Genomic DNA, 19695 nt, shown 5'->3' on the forward strand with positions numbered 1-19695 from the left:
CAAGGAGGATTTATATGAGAAAAACTGTGAAAAAATTACTCATATACACCATGATTCTTTGTATGATAGTTGGTGTTTATACTCCTTTTTCCTTTGCACAAGAAAATGAAGGAATTACCTTTGAATGGGAGAGAACTTTTCATACAGGATATTTTGATGACTTAAGATATGATGAAATTCCTTCCATCCATAAAGATGGAAGTGTATATGTAAATGTAACAAGTGGTTATTTATTTTCAGTAGCACCTGATCGAACTATGGATTGGAAGATAAATTTGTTTCAAAGAGGGGAAGCAGACAAAATAGGAGGAGTAAGCCCTGTATTTGATGAAAAAGGAAATGCATATATAGCATCAGGAGATAAAAAAGTATATTGCATCTCAAAAAATGGAAATATCATTTGGACATATCTTATGAAGGATGAGGTAGCAATAGGAACCTCTACTGTATTAAAAGGAGATACTATCTATGCAGTGACTTTGGGAGGTACATTATATGCCATTGACAAAAATACTGGAAAAAAACAATGGGATGCTCCGATCAAGCAAAATTGGAGCTGCAACACTCCAGTTGTAGCTTCAGATGGAACTATATTTGTAGGAAGCACAAAAAAGATTAATGCTATTCATAAAGATGGAAGTCTAAAGTGGCATATCCGCTTAGATGATGAAACCATTTATCATGGAAGCTGGAGTGGAACTAATGAAAAGAGAATGGCTGTAGGAGAAGATGACAATTTATATGTCATCACATTTAAAGGAAACAATCATTATAAACTTCATAAATTTTCTGGAGAAAATGGAAAAGATTTATGGAATATAGATATTTATAAAGGAGCAAGTGCTCCTGCTGTATATAAAGATACAGTTTATTATAAAACACAGGACAATGTACTTCATGCAGTAGATACAAAATCTGGAAAAGAAAAATGGATATATACAGCTGAGGGAGAAGAGTATGAAATAGGAAGAGGTGATACACGTCCTCCTGCTATAGGAGTAGAGGGTACAATTTATGTTCCTATGGGAAAAAATATATATGCAATCAATCCAGATGGAACAAAAAAGGCTCAAAGTAAAGGGGGAGAATATTTTATACATACCCTTTCAAAGCCTGGATTAAATGGAGAAATCTATGGAGGAGGAGAAGAGGGAAGACTTCTCAAATTTGTAGATCATACTATTGAGCAAATACCAAAGGATATCCATATCAAAGATGATGATTTTGCCATGATCAAGGGAGGAGAATATATTCTTTCTATTGATTTAAAAGATACATACAATCGTCCTATGAGTTTGAATCATCTGGAATATGAAAGCAATAATGAAGAAGTCATAAAGGTAGAAAACGGAAAAGTAGAAGCACTAAAGGAAGGAAAAGCGACCATAAAGGTTTTTGATGCAGATCATGATCTATCAGATGCGGTAAATATAGAGGTACTAAAAGATAGTAGTCAAGTAAAAATTGAAGTTTCTCCTAAAAATGCGAAGGTCATAGAAGGAAGGAATATTTTCCTTATAGCAAGTATCAATACCAAAAGTGGAATGAAAATAAAAGGAGAAAAATTAGAATGGATAAGTAGAACTCTACCTATTGTCAATGTAGATGAAGGAAGGGTAGAGGCAATTCAACCAGGAGAAGGGATCATAAGAGTTAGATTAAAAAATTATCCTCAATTGACAGAAGAAGCAAAAATTACTGTAAAAAATGTAGAAGTTCAAAAGGCAACAGATAGAGATATAAAAAATGCCATCATAAAAACCATAGGCTATTATAATAGAAAAGAAACCTATGATGATTGGGAAATGTTTGCTATCAATGCAGCAGGTACACAAAATGAACAAATGAAAAGATCTCTTCAAGAATTAGAAAATAAAATAAAAGAAAAGGGAGTAGGCTCTTTTATGACAGATTATGAGCGTACAACTATAGCTATACTATCAGGAGGAGGAGATCCTACTAATCTTGGAGGAATCAATTTAATAGACAAAATAGTAAATTGGCCAAATTTGAGTCAAGGAATCAATGCACCTATTTGGGGACTCATTGCATTAGATGCTGCCAATGGAGAAATACCAGCAGGATCTATTCATACAAGGGATTCTTTGATTGATTATATTCTAACTCATATGAGTGGAGAAGGATGGGCATTTGGAGGAGGAAGTGTAGCAGATCCAGATATGACAGGGATGGCTCTATATGCACTAGCTCCTTATAAAGAGAGACCAGATGTAAAATTAGCAGGACAAAGAGCAATCAAATGGTTAAGTGAAAATCAATTAGAAACAGGAGAATTTGGTTCTTGGGGAACTGAATGTTCTGAATCTATTTCACAGGTAATTATGGGATTGACTGCTTGGGGAATAGATCCACAAAGTCCTGAATTTACAAAGAAAAAAGGGAATGCAGTAACTGCTTTGTTGAATTATCAAGTAGAAAATGGAATGTTTAAGCATACAGATATAGCAGATCCAAACTTTGGAACTCCACAAGGATTACAAGCATTAGCAGCATTAAATGAATATATGGAAAAAGGATATTCTACTATATTCTATAAAATTGATACGGCCAAAGAGGCAAATGTAGAAGTAGAAAGTATAGAGATTGCTCCAAAATCTATAGAAATTGAAAATGGAAAAAGTATTTATTTAACTGTCAAAAATCAAGATGGTGCTTATATTTCTAAGGATCAGATATTATGGAGTGTGAGTGATCCTTCTATTGCAGAAGTAGAAGATGGAAAACTTATTACTAAAAAAGAAGGAACTGTAAATGTAAAGGCTGTATTTAAGGACCAAAAAGAAATAAATGCAATTGCAGAAGTAGTAGTAGTCAAACAAGATTTTGAAGTAGATCAAATAGATGTTCAAAAAAATGAAGACAAAGCAATTTTTTCTTTTGATATCAAAAATATATCAGATAAAAGAAAAGAAGCAGTATGTATTATAGGATTGTATGATAAAAATACTCAAAAAATTATCTATCAATCATTTGTATCCAAAGGATTGGTTCCGAATGAAAAACATACAGTACAAACAAGCTTTGTGATCCCTAAGGATGGAGAATATGAAATCAAAGCAATGATATGGAATGATTGGTTAAAAGGAAGAGCTTTAGTAGAGGCTATAGTAAAAGAAATAAAATAAAGATAAGGTGAGAATTTTTTCTCGCCTTATCCAAATAGAGGAGGGATCTAATGAATTCATTTCGAAAAAATACCTTGGCTTTTTTTATGATTTTTATGATGATTTTTTCATGTATACCTATTTCTCATGCTCAAGACAATATGACAAGTAGTATTACACATGAAGGAAATCAAGTAATGATTACAGGAAATACTACTCCTGATACAATTGTGACATTATTAGTTCTTCGAGTAGAAGATCAAAGTAAAAGCTATTCTAATGAAACAAAATCTAATGATCAAGGAGCTTATGAATTTTCTTTCCCACTTAAGGGAGGAGAATATGAAGTTATTGTAACAAGCAATGGAATTCATAAACAAGAAAAATTACAAATTTTAGATGAAAACACAGCAGTAGCAACGGTTCGGGTAGAGGGAGCTACAAAGACATTGCTTCCTTTAACAGAAGTCATCATATATGAAGGAGAAACGACTCTTTTAGATGCTGTCAAAAAAGGTTTGGAAAAACAAAATGTAGATTATAAAATGGATGGAGATATGATCCATAGCATAAGTGGAGAAGTAGGATGGCAATGGATGCTCAATGGAAAAGGTGGTATGGCTATTCCAAGTACAAAGCTTCATGCAGGAGATCAAATAATATTAGTAGATGATGAAATATGGGATCCAGTCATCACAAAGCTTAAGCTTAGTAAAGAAGAAGTCAATTCAGGTGAAGAATTTACAGTATATTTAAAAATAGATACAAATGGAGAAGTACCTGTTTCAAATCAGCCTATTGTCTATGGAGGAGTAGAAAAGAAAACAGATAAAGAAGGAAAAGCAATCTTTACAGGATCCACTACAGGAAAGGTAGAAGCACCTCTAAAAGGAAAATGGATTCGTCCAGTTCCACTAACAGTTCAAGTTCATTCGTCATCTAGCAATAAGCCAGGACAAGATGATAAATCTATCAAAGTAGATATGAGAATTGAAGGATACAAAGGAACTATATTTGATGACAAAATAAGCTTTAAATTAAAAGACTACAGAGGAAGCGATGGAAAATACAGAATCACAGATCCAAAAGGAGAAGAGCATGTATTTGATAGGCCAACAGTATTTTTAGCAACAGTTGTGGCATGGAATCAAGCAGGTATTAGTGATAATATTGTCAATTCCAAGGACAAAGGGTATTACATTGCAAGAATGGCAGGAGAGCAAGAATTTGATTTTAAAGATGAGCATCCAACCTGCGGATGGATGATTCGAGTCAATGATGTAGTTATCCCTAAAGGTTCAGGAGCATGGGAAATCAAAGATAAGGACAAGGTAGAGTGGTATTATACATCTATTGATCCAGGAGTATGTTTTGGATATATAGATGTAAGTCCTACAAACTTAAAAACAGGAGAAAAATTATATGTAAAGGTCAATGGAAAAATAAATAATTTTGGAGGAGCAGGAAGCAGTCAACCGATAGAAGGAGCAATTGTCTATGTAGGAAATGAAACTTATACTACAGATAAAGAAGGAAAAGCAGAAATTACTATGAATACAGCAGGTACCTTTGATGTATATGCTATTAAATTAGATAAAAATTCAAAGCATGGACAATATTATTTCCCACTTGTATCTAGAACAGAAAAAGTAAAGGTAACTGTTACAGGAAAAAATATTTCAGGAGGGGGAACTATTTCTAATCCAGATTATCAAAAAGAATATGATATCATTAATAATCCGAATACAAATGAAAAGGATACAGTAAAAGCTACAAAGGATGCAATAGATAAATTCAGTAAAAAGGCTGACAAGGTTCAGAATGAAAAAGATGCACAAAATATGATAAAAGACGGAAAAGATATAGGAAAAATAATAGAAAAAGCAATAGAAAAAGTAAAAACGGAAGAAGGAGCAAAGGATGTATTCAAAGAAAATATCAAGGTAGTGAATGGATTAGCAAAATCAGGAGAAAAATTATCTAAAGAAAATGATAAAAAAGAATTAAGTCAAGTGGTAGCACAAAATATGAATCATACAATTAAGCTTGTTTCTGTTATTAATGATTCAAAAGAAGTAATCAAACTAGCAGGAGAGTGCATGGATGCAAGTGGAAAAGTCATCAAGGCTATTGGAAAAGAAAATAGCAAAGAGGTTATAGAAAAAACCATAAAACTTGCACAAAATACAGTAGAAAAGGTAAGTATGAAAAAGGTTACAAAAGAAAGAATAACAGTAGAAAAAGAGAAGGCAGTTGTCAAAGTAGAGGAAGCTATGATTCAAGAAGCTTCAAAAAACACAGCAAGTACTGTAAAAATCATAAATGAAAAATTAAAATCAAATGGGATAGAAGGTATTTCACTTGAAAACAAAGTCATCATACAAATACCAAAAGTAGAACAAAAAGAAGTAGAAGCAGTACTTTCAGCAAATATAATGAAAATAGTAAAAGAAAATAAAGTAGAAAAAGTATCTATTCAAACAGAAAATGCAGTATTTAATGTAACACCAAATACTTTAGTTCAAAAAGAAATAGCTTTAAGTGCAAAAACAATAGATCGAAATGATTTAACAGCACTTGAAAAAAATAAAGTACCAAAAGGATGTGTAGTAGTAGATTTAAATGCAAAGGTAGAAGGAGAAAAAATAAATCAATTTAATGAACCTATGAAAGTATCACTTCCATATAATGGAGAAGTCAAAACTGGAGAAACAGTACAAGTATTCTACCTAAAAGATAATGGTACCATAGAAAATATGGGTGGAATATATGATCCTAATACCAAAATGGTAACTTTTGAAGCAACTCATTTTAGTAAATATTTTGCTCAGAAAGTAGGAAAAGAAGAAGCAAAAGTAACTTTTAGTGATTTAAATGGTTATGAATGGGCAACAAAAGCTATAGAAGAAATGGCTAATAAAGGAATTATCAGTGGAAGAAGTGAAGATGTATTTGACCCTGGTGCATCTATCACAAGAGCAGAATTTGCAACCCTAATTACAAAAATGCTTGGATTAAACATAGAAAATATAAATGTAGGCTTTACAGATGTAGAGGATATGGCTTGGTATACTCCATACATTAAAACTGCATACAAAAATGGACTCGTAAGTGGAAGAAGCGAAACTATATTTGATCCAAATGGAAAAATTACAAGAGAAGAAATGGCAACCATCATTGGAAAGGTACTCACACAAAAAGGAAAAGAAAAAGCAAATACAAACGAATTAGAAAGATTTAGTGACAAAACAAATATAGCTTCTTGGGCAAATGAAAATGTAGCATTATGTGTAAAAGAAGCTATTATCAGTGGAATGCCAGATGGTACTTTTATGCCAAAAGAAAATGCAAATAGAGCGCAAGCTGCCATGATGCTTTATAATCTATACAAATCTATACAATAATGAAAAAAGCTAGCTTAGGCTAGCTTTTTTCTATTGAGAAATTTAAAGAAAAATAGGATACATTTCTAGTGAAGAAAAATAAAGGTCGAAAAATGTCGAGAAAATTTTGAGAAAAATGTAATATATTGTATTGAAAAAAAATGGGATATAAGATACAATCTATCATGGTAAGAGAGTATTTAAATTAAATATTTTTTTAGGTTCTTTGATGTAAATATCAAGGATGAAAAGGGAATTAGGTGAAAATCCTAAGCGGTCCGGCCACTGTAAGTGGGGAACAATCCTTTAGTATACCACTGGGAAACTGGGAAGGTGAAGGAAAGTATTGATCCACAAGTCAGGAGACCTGCCTAAGAAATGAGGCATTAACCTTCCGAGGAAAGGTGGTATGTAAAGGTAAAATAAGAGTATGTAGATATACATGCATCATGCTTATGTATAAAAAACCTTGACTTTCATTAGGAAGTCAAGGTTTTTTTATAATATATAGGAAATTATAAATGTTCTTTTGGTTTCTTCTTTAAACTCACCCTTTTTTCACCCTTTAGTAGACAAATTTTCGACAAGTTTGTTATATGAACAGGTACCATAATTATAAAAAGAACATTTATATAAAAGTCCTAACAATATTAAAGTTGGGACTTTCCTATTGATTTTATTTATGCTTATGAAAGGAGAAAAATGATTTAAAAAATTATAATAAAAAGGAGGAAGGTCATGAGAAAATCTATTAGTATACTGTTAGTAGTGGCAATGCTTTTTTCATATATGCCAGGTCTAGATAATCTGATGTATGTTTATGGAGAAGAAACAGTTGCAGATTCTGTATATGAAAAAGAAAAAACTACAGTAGAAAATGTATATGAAAAAGAAACTGACACAGAGAATATTGATCAAAAAGAAGTAGAAGAGGTGATAAAAAAAGTTGAAATACAGCCTCTTATGGAAGAAAAAGTAGAAGTAGATTATCAAAGTGTAATAGATGATGGACTGGAAAAATTAAAAGATTATTACAAAGACAATTCTATAGATTATATACCAGCTATGGCATATCATCATTCAAGTAATAATCTAGATCAAGATATGAAAATCATAGAAAAAAAAATAAGAACATATTCATTAGACGAAAAAAATGTTTACAATAATTACAAAGGAATTATGGAAGCTATCGCATGTGGACAAGATCCAAGAAACTTTGAATGTGATGGAAAAGCTCTCAATTATGTAGATACGTTAATAAAAATGCAAAAAGATTCCGGAGAATTTGATGAAGAGATTGTTCACCATATATATTGTATGTTAGCTCTTGATATGGCTTGTGGGGAATATAATGTAGAAAAAGCAGTAGAGATATTAAAAAGTAAATTTATCGTAGAAGGAGATCAAGCTTATATAAAGGGAAAGTGGAGTGCTGATTTAAAACAGACTGTCTTAGCCATGATTGCTTTATCTAATCATAAAGATCATGCAGGTGTTTCTGATTTATTAAAGGGATGTATCAATTACATAAAATCAGATCAAAATGATTCTGGAGGATTTGGAAAATATTCAACGGATCCAGAAACATTAGGAAAAGTTATACAAGGATTAATTGCAGTAGGAGAGAATCCTTTAGCAGGAGATTATGTAAAAAAGAATGGAAACATGCTGCATCGTTTAATGGAATATCAGAGAGACGATGGAACTTATATGAAAGATAAAGCGTTTAAAGGCTATGATAAAAACTCAACAGAAGCAGCTTTTGCAGCTTTAGCAGATTTAAATAAAAAGAAATCTATGTATCATACTTTAAAAATAGAATTAGGAGATACACCATCTCAAATTGAAATTAAAGCAGATAAAACTGAAATCATCAAAGGAAAGAGTACAAAACTTCAAGCCAAGGTTTTAGATGATAAAAATAGATTGGTAACAGGACAACAAATAAAATGGATAAGCTCGGATGAAAACATTGCAACAGTTGAAAATGGAGTGGTTACAGCAAAAGAAAAAGGAAAAGTAACTATTACAGCAGAGCTTGAAGGAAATTCTGCAGTTCAAAAAAATATTGAGATAGTCGTACAAGATAGAAATCCTTCTAGCATTAAAATATATTTAGAAAATAAAGAAGTGACAGATAAAGTTACAATTAAAAAAGATGAAATCATTCAATTGAGTGCAAAAATATTTGATCAAGATCATGAAGAGATGAAAGAAAAGAAAGTTACATGGAGTATGGCAGAAGGAAATACTCATGCATCTATAGATCAAGAAGGGAAAGTGACTGGACTTTCAAAGGGAAATGCAGTCATAAATGCTGCTTATGAATCTATAAAAGCCAGTGCAAATATAGATGTAATACTTATGACAGATGTCGTAAAAGATGTATTAGATGAAGTTCAAGCTATTTATAAAGATAAGGAAAAATATACTTATTTAGAAGCTTTATCATTAAGTTACATGGGTGTAGATCAAAAGACTATAAAAGAAAAATTAGAAATAATAGATAAACCTTCATATAGTACAGAGGAACAAGATTATGCAAAAAATATTATCGCATTAATTTCAGTAGGATTAGATCCTAGAGATTACAATGGTAAAAATTATGTAGATGAATTGGCAAAATCTCAAAAGGACTCTGGATATTTTAGTATTGGAAATAATTCTAGACGTACTGAAAATATTGTATTACCAATGATTGCTTTGGATATGGCAGATGCGAAATATAATGTGAATCAGTGTATAAATATTTTAAAAACAAGTGCTAAATCTTCTAAAGATACAAAATATTTAGAAACTGCAGGAAGTTATAGTGAAATAGAAATTACATCTTTAGCAATGATTGCAATGTCTAAGCATAAAGATGTAGCTGGTGATTTATTCAATCAATGTAGAGGATATTTAAAAGAAAAGCAAAATGATAATGCAGAATTCGAAGCAAAAAGTGGATCTGGGTATAATACATCATATGAAGGAAATTGTAAGGCTACAGCTTCTGTAATACAAGCATTGATTGCTAGTGGAGAAAATCCATTAAAAGGAGATTGGGTAAAAAATAATAAAACAATCTTTGATGCACTTATTTCATTTAAAAAAGAAAATAAATTTAAGGAAACTCAATCTACTTATGGTACAAAGGATGAAGCAACTGCATGTGCATTTGCAGCATTAATAGACTTGTATAAAAACAAATCCATGTATCATTCAATGAAAATAGAAATAGGAACTGTACCACACAAGATTGAGATTTTAGGAGATCAATATTTTGTAAAAGAAGGACAAACTTTAAAGCTTAGATCAAAAGTAACAGATATAGATGGAAAATTAGTACCAGAACAAATTATAGAATGGACAAGCTCTGATCCTACAATAGCTATAATAGATGAAAAAGGACTTGTGACAGGAAAAGATATCAGTCAAGATCAAAAAATTATTATTAAAGCAAAAATAAAAGATCAATCAATAGAAATAACAAAAGAGATTATTGTCAAGGCTAGAATTCCTTATGAAATAAAAGTTGATTTACCTAAAAATCAAAAGGATAATAATCTTAAAGAAGGAAAAGAACTGGTATTATTTAAAAAAGTTCTAGAAAAAGATGGGGAAGGATTAAATGAAGATGTAATATGGAGTAGTTCAGATGAAAATATAGCTGTAGTAGATGAAAAAGGATTGGTTACAGCAAAAGAAGTACAAAAGGATACAAAAGTAACTATCACCGTTACGTCAAAGAGTAAAAATGATGTAGCAGGAAGTATTGAATTAAATATTATTGCAATAATACCAGAAAAGATTGAAATTCTTTTTGAGGATCAAGAAATAGATGAAAAAACAATAGAATCAGGATATAAGCTAAAGCTTGATGTAAAAGCTTACGAAAAAGATAAGTCACTCATTGAAAATGCAGAAATAGAGTGGACAAGCTCTGATCAAAATGTAGCAACTATAGAAAATGGAATGATTACAGCAAAAGATATAAAAGAAGAAAAAACTATTCAAATTACAGCAAAAGTAAAAGGATTTGAAGCAGAAAAGAAACTAAATTTAAAAGTGATTCCAACTCAAACCAATAAGCAAAAATCACAAAGAGCAATAGATGATATTAAAAAGTATTATGAAAAAAATACAAAATATGGTTATCTAGAAGCTATGGCATTAAATCGAGCAGGAGTAACTCAAGATAAAATAAAAAATACATTAAATGTTCCAAAATTAACATTTACAAAAGGTAAATGGAGTGATACTGAAGCAGGAGATTATGCTAAAGCGATTATGTCTATGATTGCAGCAGGGATAGATCCGAGAGATTATGAAGGTAAGGACTGTGTAAAATATCTAGCAGATTCTCAGGTAGAACAAGGATATTTTGATGCAAAGGGTTATTCTTATTCTAATGATAAAGAAGCAGATCATATAGCATATTCCATGATTGCACTAGATATGGCAGGTGCAGAATATAATATAGATAAGGCTTTAGAAGCTTTAAAGGATCAATTTACAGTAATGAAAGATCAAGCTTATGTAAAAAAAGGAAGTGCCCAAGCTAAATTAGAAAAAACATCTATTGCTTTAATTGCTTTTTCTAATCATACAGATAAAGAAGGAATCCATGATTTAGTAAATAAAATCAAAGCATATATGAAAGAACAATACAATGCATGGAATGACAAAACAAGTAGTAAAGATATGGCAAATACCCTACAAGCATTTATTGCAATAGGGGAAGATCCATTATCAGAAGATTATATAAAGATAGATCAATATAAAAATAAAGTGACCATGTTAGATATGCTTTTAAATCTAAAGACAGAGGATGGATTTAAAAATAATAAAACATCTACTTATATAAATGAAGAAACTACAGCTTTAGCGTTTGCAGCTATTACAGATGTGTACAAAGGAAAATCTATGTACAAAGAATTAAAAATCAAAATAGGAGATCCTAAAAAAGTAGAAATTCAATCAGAAAATGATCAAAAAGAGCTAAAGGTAGGAAAACAATTAAAATTATCAGCAAAAGCATTAGATAAAGATGGTAAATTTGTGCCTTCTCAAACATTTACATGGTCTATAAGTGATCCAGCTATTGCAACCATAGATGCAAATACAGGAGAAGTTACAGCTATAGGTTCAGGAACAGTAGTCATTACGGCTATGGTGAAGGATTTTGAAAATATTAAAAATACTTTTGAATTAAAGATTGTCAATGTAATTCCTAACAAAATAGAAGTATCTGTAGATCAAGATATTAAAGAAATAAAAGCAGGTAAAAAGATAAAAATTAATGCAAACGTATATGATGCAGATAATGATTTTATTGAAAATTATCCTGTAGAATGGACTGTTACTCCTAATGATGTAGGAAGTGTGGATTCATATGGTATTGTAACAGCTCTAAAAGAAGGTATAATCAAAATTACAGGAACTGTAAAAAAAGCAGATGGAAAAGAAATTCAAGGTGAAGTAAGTTTAACAATTGTTCAAGGAAAGACAAATGAAGAAAAAATTAATGAAGCTATTCATGATGTAAAAGAATATTTTAACAAGCAAGATTCATATGATTTTATGACATCTTTAGGACTTAGATTTACAGATGTGAATCTAAGTGATATTAGTAAAAAGAAGAATCTTACTACATCTAAAAGTCTTGGAAATTATGCAAAAAATGTTATCAATATTGTTTCAACCAATGAAGATCCTAAAAATTATAAAGGTAAAAATTATATAGATTTAATTTTAAATAATACATCTAAGTTTTATGATGATTCTAATGCTGGATTCATAGCAAAAGCAATCATTGCCCTTGATATGGCAGGAGAAAGCTATGAAGAAAAAGAAGCTATAACTGCTTTAATCCAAAAGCTTACAAAAGATAATGATCAATACTATATTCAATCAACATATTCTTCGGTAGAGGATACAGCTTGTGCATTGATTGCCCTTTCTAATCACAGAGGAAAATCAGGTGCCCAAGAAGCTATAGAAGGAATGAAAAAATACTTAAAAGAAAAACAAGATGAAAATGGATTTATTGAAGATACATCTAATACTGCCATTGTGATTCAAGCTATAATAGCAATAGGTGAAAATCCACTTTCGGATGAATGGACAAAAATTGATGCATACGGAAATAAAATCACTCTATTAGATGCTATTTTATTGTGTAGAGATGGTGGTCAATTTAAATTAAAACCTTCAGCAAGTATGAGCTCAAAATTAGTTACATCTTATGCCCTTGCAGCTTTAGCAGACTTAAATAAAAATAAATCTATGTATCATGAGTTAAAATATGTACCAGCAGGAAAAGCAAAAAGTATTAAAATTAACTCAGAGAATTTAAACCTTATGGTAGGAGAAGAAAAATACATAGAGGCACAAGCATTTGATGAAAAAAATGTAGTAGTAAAAAATGCACAAATAAATTGGGAGAGTTTAACTCCTACCATCGTAGAAGTAAAGGATGGAAAAATCAAGGCATTACAAGTTGGAGAAGGAAAAGTAAAAGTAACATTAAAAGAAAACAAAGATGCATTTGATGAAATCACAGTAAATGTTAGTGAGAATCAAGATCTAAGCTTACAAGTGAAAGAAGCTATAAATAAGCTTGTAACTTTTTATGATCAACATGGCTCTTATGATTATATGGCAGCTTTAGCTTCCAAACATATAGGAGAAGGATTTAAGGTAAATCAAGAAAAAGTAGCATCTCATTTAAGACTTTATAGAAAAGATTATGCAATCCATTATGCAAAAAATATAATGGAAATCATTGCAGCAGGAGAAAATCCTAGAAACTATGCGTTAAAGGATGAAAAAGGGAATGTTTTATCCAAAAATTATGTAATGGATTTAGAAAATTCTCAAAAGGAAAATGGAGAATTTATTGTTCACCAAGGAGCAGATCTAGATCATCCAGTTACATTGTCGCTATCCATCATGGCACTAGATATGGCAGATGGAAAATATAATGTAGAAAAAGCTGTAAATAGACTTGTAAATATGATCAAAGATGATAAGCATCAAAATGATGGCTTATATACAGATGTTGAAGTAAAAGCATTAGCTATTACTGCGTTATCTAAGCATAAAGATATAGCTGGAGTACAAGCTACTATTGAGGATTGTATTACTTATATTAAAGATAAACAAAATGAAGAGGGTGGATTTGACCATAGTGGATATAAAAATAATCCATTCGCAATAGGAACTGTTGTTCAAGGACTTGTTGCAAACCAAATAGATCCTATGAAATGGGTCAAAAATGGAAATAATATGGTGAAAATCTTACTAGATCGTCAATTGGATAATGGTGGATTTGAATATAGTGAACAACTACCTTCTACACCAAATGAAGAAATATTTGATGATTTTAAATGCACAGAAACTGCATTTGCCGCATTAGCAGATTTATATCAAAATAAATCTATGTATCATTCTAATGGAATCAAAAAAGATGAAAATGATGAAACAAGTAAAAAAATAAAAGAAGAAATAGAATTTTTAAATAAAGCTTATAAAGAAAAAGTAATACTAGACTATTTGTCTGCATTAGCAGGAAATCTATCAGGACTCGATAAACAATTGATTCAAAGTAAATTACCTGAAAATAAAAGGGCAAATATAGTTTGGACTATTTCAAAGCAAATTATGTGCTTAATTGGTGCAGATTTAGATCCAAGGGGTGCATTGATTGAAAAGGATGAAGTTAGAAACTTTGTTTATGAATTGACAGCTGCACAAGTGAAAGAGGGAGCAAATAAGGGAGAATTTATCATCACAAATACGGATAAAAACTCTATTGAAGCTTTATGTTATGCCATCATTGCAATGGATATGGCGGATGGAAAATATGACAAAGAAGCAGCAGTAAAAAGACTTCTTCAAATGCTAAAGGATAAGAACTCTAAAACTTATAGAGAAATCACAACAGAAGCATTAGCTTTAACAGCTTTATCAAAGCATAACGATGTAGAGGGAGTAAAAGAAACTATTCAAACTTTAATGGATTTCTTAAAATTCAAACAAAACGAAGATGGTGGCTTTGATACTCAATCAAGAACTTTAGGATTTAAAAATAGCACTATAGCAACGGGTAGAGTTATTCAAGCTTTAATAGCAAATGGTATTGATCCTATTTCTGATAAAGAATGGATAAAAAATGATCAAACCATGTTAGATGCTTTATTAAAAAATAAAATAGTACAAGAAAATCCTGAAAGGTGTGGTTATGGAACAAGCAAAGAAAAAAAGGATTTAAATAATGATGCGACCCATCAAGCATTTGCAGCTTTAGTAGATCTTTATAACCATGAATCTATGTTTAAAAAATTAGCTACTCAATACAATGGACCAGAATTTACATCAAAGGAAAGAATTGATAAGCTTATTCGAGCAGTTCAATCCTATTATCAAACAGATTATTTCAAACAAACTCAAGGAAAATTAGATGCTTTAAAAACAGCAACATTAAAAAGAGCAGGAATAGATGTAAGTAAATGGAACATAGACATAAAATATACTACAAATTATGATGAAGATTTAAAAGATCTATCTAACATTATTACACAAGTAGCTATTTTATTAGATGTACAAAAAGATCCAAAGGATTTTGAAGGAAGAAATCTAGTAAAAGAAATTGTAGACAAGCTTGAAAATAGTACAAATCTAAATGAATATATTAATGCTGTAACTATTTTAGATAAATATAATGAAAAATATCCAGATCAAAAGGTAGCATACGATGTAGAAAAAACCATTAAAAAAATTCTTTCAAATCAACAAGAAGATGGAGGCTTTACGCTAATAGGAAATACATCCAATTCTAGAACTACAGGAGATGTGCTACTCGCATTAAGCAAGCATAAAGATATAGAAGCTGTAAAAGAAAGTATCAATAAAGCAACAAATTATCTTAGATCTATTCAAAAAGAAGATGGAGGATTATATGAGACAGTATATATTACTGGATATCATGCAGATATAGTAAGAGGACTTGTAGCAGTAGGAGAAGATTTAAGAACAGAAAAATGGACAAAAGCAGGTAAAAATCCAGTGGATGCCTTATTTATATTATGGAAGGAAGATAATTCCTTTGATTATAAAAAAGGAGAAAGTAAAAGTGAGGCTACACAAAAAGCATTATATGCATTAATAGACTTAAAAGAAGCTGGATATGGAGATTATTATGCAAAAGATGTAAAAATATCAGGAGAAATAGAAGAACCTGCTACAAATGTGAATGTATATGTAAGAGTAGAGGGAAATGACCGTACCATTGTTCCAAAAACACAAGTTGCAGTAGACAAATTAGATTTGAGTGATTATGGAATCACTAAGAAATTTGAAAATCCAAGAGCTATTCATGCTATCATAAAAGCATTAGAAAGCAAAGGCATAGATTGCAAAGATAGTGAAAAAGGATTGAATCATGGTGGCGGAAGCAATATAACTATGATTGATGGTTTAAAAGTAAAAAGCACAGGAGACAAAGATGGTTGGATGTATTATGTAGATCATCAATTCGCGCCAGTAGGAGTAAGTAATTTTGAAATCAAAGAAGGACAATCTATAGTAGTATTTTTTGTAGAAGATTATAATAAAAATATATACGCATGGTTTGATAAAGAAGAAATGACTGTAAAAACAGGTAAAAATTTAGATATAGTGCTTACAGGAAATTACTATGATATGGATACGGATAAAATAAAAACAGAACCAGTTCAATTAGCAAAGATTCTTGTAAACAATCAAGAATACAAGATAGGTGAAAAATCTGTATGTACTAATGAAGATGGAAAAGCAACATTGAAGTTTGATAAAGCAGGAACTTATTATGTATCTGCGGAGAGATTTGATCAAGAAACAAATAAGAGAGATTTAACAAGACCATATTGTAAGGTTGTTGTTGAAAAAGATGAAGTTGATCAACAAAAACCAGTAATTACAACAGATTTAGAAAACAAGGTAGTGAATAAAGAAAAATTAATATTTACAGTAAGTGCAACAGATGGAAAAATAGAAGTAAAAGTAAATGGAAAAGTAATAGAAGGCAAAGAGAAAAAATACACAGTAACATTAATAGAAGGAAAAAATACAATTATCATTACAACAGTGGATAAAACAGGAAATAAAGCAGAAGAAACTTACACCATTACTTATGAAAAAAATAAACCATCAAATGGAAATGTATCTGGTGGTGGAGGTGGTGGAGGACCAGCACCAGCTCGAAGTGGAACAAAAGTAGAAAAAGATAAGGATGCAAAGGTAGAAAAATATAATGCAGTCATAGAAATACCAAAAGGTGCAATAGATGAAAATACTTATGTAAAAATAGAAAAACAAGATAATGTATCTAATTTAAAATTAAGTGAAAATGAAAAAATAATAGGTTCTGTATATGAAATTACAAAGGATAAAAGTAAAGATTTCAAAAAAGCTATTACTATTACATTACCATTTGAAAAATCAAAAATAGACAAAGATAAAGAAGAGCTTAGTCTATGCTTTTATGATGAAAGCAATAAAAAATGGGTAGAACTTGAAAATGTAAAAGTAGATTTTGAAAAAGGAAAAATAAGTGGACAAGTAACACATTTTACAAAATTTGCAGTCATTTCAATGAAAATTGAAAAAGAAGTAATCAAAGAACCAGTAAATCAAGAAATAAAAGTAGATTTAAAAGATACTAAAGGACACTGGGCAGAAGGATTTATTAAAGAATTAGTACAAAAACAAGCAATTAGTGGATACCCAGATCAAACCTTCAAACCAGATCAAAATATTACAAGAGCAGAATTTGCAGCAGTAGTAATCAAAGCATTTAAATTACAACATAAAGAAGGAAAAGTATTTACAGATACAAAAGATCACTGGGCAAAAGGTGTAATCTCTACTGCATCTGCACATGGCATTGTATCAGGATATGAAGATGGAAGTTTTAGACCAGATGAAAAAATAACAAGAGAACAAATGGCCGTAATGGTAGTCAAAGCTTCAAAATTAATAAAACAAGAAAATACACAAGTATTTGCAGATCATAAAGATATATCTAGCTGGGCAAAAGATGCTATAGATACAGTGATAAGCAAAGAAATCATCAAAGGATATCCAGATGGAACATTAAAACCACAAGGAAATGCCACAAGAGCAGAAGCAGTAACGGTGATTGTAAAAGCAATGAAGTAGAAGACATAGTAATAAAGTGAATAAAAAAGATAAATTTTTAAAAAGAGAATTCTTTTATACAAAAGGATTCTCTTTTTTTGTCTATCATTACCACATTTAGGTTAAAGTTGAAATTATATATAGAATCAGTTAGAATATACCATGTATTCAAAGAAAAAAACGACTAATTGCGACATTTCTTGTGATTTTTATAAAATGATGTATTTTATAAAAAATATTTTTCGATAAATAAGGAGGGTAAAAATGAAAAAATGGTGTTGGATGGTCTTGATCATTTTGTTGATTACTGGTTGTAGTAGCCAATCTGTTGACGAAGGAAGAATTCAAGTCATGGTTTCAAAGGATTTTGGAAAGAAAGTGATGCACGATCAAGATATAAAACTCAATCGAGATAAAAGTGTGATGGAGGTGATGAAAGAAAATTTTCAGGTAGAGACAGCCTATGGTGGTGGATTTATTAATGGAATTGATAGTTTGAAATCTGGTTTTACAGGAATGGAAAATAAAACGAAACTAGATTGGTTTTATTATGTAAATGGGATGATTTCAGAAGTGGGTGCAGATGACTATATATGCGAACCTGGAGATGTAATTCTATGGGATTATCATGACTGGAGTCAAAAAAGTATTTCAAGTATTATTGGAGCATATCCACAAAATTTTATAAATGGATATAATGGACAAGTATTAAAAACAGAAATATCTTCTACAAAAGAATATGAAAAGGATTCTAAAAATTTATTGCAATTTTTACAAGGAAAAAAGGTAGAGATCTCTAGGGAAAATATAAACGAGGATCATCTAAAGAATGGCGAAATAAATTCTATTTTGATTGGTTTATGGGATGAGTTATCAAAGCTAGGTACTATCAAAGATTATTATGAAAATAAGGATAAAGTAGGTCTATCTTTTGAGGTGGATTCAAATATAAAGTTATTAGATATGAATGGAAAAGTGGCCAAAGAATATAAAAAAGGCGCATGGATTGTTTCTATATCTAAGGAATATGGAATGAGTGGAACCCTTTGGATGATTAGTGGAAATGATCAAACATCTATTCAAAGAGCAGTAAAAATATTATATGAAGAACCTGAAAAAATAAGAGGAAAATTTTCTGTATTTGTTACAGAAGATGAAATAATCAATATGCCTATAAAATAAAAGGAGGAATTTTCATGAAAAAAATTATATCTTTTGTACTATTATTTACTTTGCTTTTTAGTAGTTTTTCTTTTGCACTAGATATAAATAGTGCAGCTAAATATCTTAACAAACAAAAGATAGATGAATGGGGAATTTTAGCACTATATAGTAGTGGAAAATCTGTAAAAGGAAAAGCATTAAAAAATATTTCTTCAAAGGTTACTACAGATTATGAAGCTTATATAATGGGAGCCCTACCTCTAGGAAGAAATGTATCTAAAGAGGCGCAAATCATTATGAAATCTCAAAGAAGTACTGGTAAATTTGCAGATTTTATAGATGGAACAGGAGAAGATTTAATGAACTCTCATATTTGGGGAATTATAGCTTTATATTGTGCAAAACAAGAAAATTATAACAAACAAAATGCATTACTTTGGTTAAAACAAAATCAAAATAAAGATGGAGGATTTCCTGTTTATAAAGGAGATCCTGAGTCTGATATAGATTTAACTTCAATGGCCATTATTGCTTATCATATATTAGGGCTTAATGAAAATAGCAAAGAAGTAAAAAGTGCTCTTTCATTTATTCAAAAGAATATAGGGAAAAGAGAAAGTTGTGAATCTATCAGTTATTACATATTGGCAAAAACAAAATTAGGAATGAAGGTAGAAAAAAGTCTTTATGATCAATTAGGAGCTTATCAATTAAAAAATGGCGGATTTAAGCATTTCAAAAAGCAAACCAAAGAAAATTATATGGCAAGCTGGCATGGACTTTTAGCTATGACAGATTATAAAAATAAAAAATCTATTTTTACAAGATTACATGAAAAAAATAAATAAAGAGGGAGCTAT

At 30.4% G+C, this 19695-nt stretch carries 5 protein-coding genes and 1 riboswitch; all 5 genes read left to right on the forward strand.

The window, feature by feature from the left end:
- The first annotated feature begins 14 nt into the window (after nt 1–14).
- Entirely contained in the window at nt 15–3146 is a 3132-nt protein-coding gene (locus tag BN2409_RS03450; RefSeq protein WP_053955275.1) for an outer membrane protein assembly factor BamB family protein, read from the forward strand.
- A 50-nt stretch (nt 3147–3196) separates the two neighbouring features.
- Nucleotides 3197–6529 carry an S-layer homology domain-containing protein gene (locus BN2409_RS03455; protein WP_053955276.1) on the forward strand — a complete coding sequence of 1111 codons (3333 nt, stop codon included), beginning with the start codon at nt 3197–3199 and terminating at the stop codon, nt 6527–6529.
- Nucleotides 6530–6710: 181 nt separating this feature from the next.
- Nucleotides 6711–6897: riboswitch (cobalamin riboswitch) on the forward strand.
- Between the two features lie 349 nt (nt 6898–7246).
- The gene (locus BN2409_RS03460) at nt 7247–17692 is read left to right on the forward strand and encodes an Ig-like domain-containing protein (protein ID WP_053955277.1); all 10446 of its coding nucleotides are present in this window, start codon (nt 7247–7249) and stop codon (nt 17690–17692) included.
- A 243-nt stretch (nt 17693–17935) separates the two neighbouring features.
- Complete coding sequence (locus BN2409_RS03465) at nt 17936–18853, forward strand: DUF4430 domain-containing protein (RefSeq protein ID WP_053955278.1); 918 nt, start codon at nt 17936–17938, stop codon at nt 18851–18853.
- A gap of 14 nt (nt 18854–18867) precedes the next feature.
- Entirely contained in the window at nt 18868–19683 is an 816-nt protein-coding gene (locus BN2409_RS03470; RefSeq protein WP_053955279.1) for a prenyltransferase/squalene oxidase repeat-containing protein, read from the forward strand.
- Nucleotides 19684–19695: the final 12 nt, after the last annotated feature.

It is taken from the genome of Inediibacterium massiliense (assembly GCF_001282725.1).
Taxonomy (GTDB): domain Bacteria; phylum Bacillota; class Clostridia; order Peptostreptococcales; family Thermotaleaceae; genus Anaerophilus; species Anaerophilus massiliensis.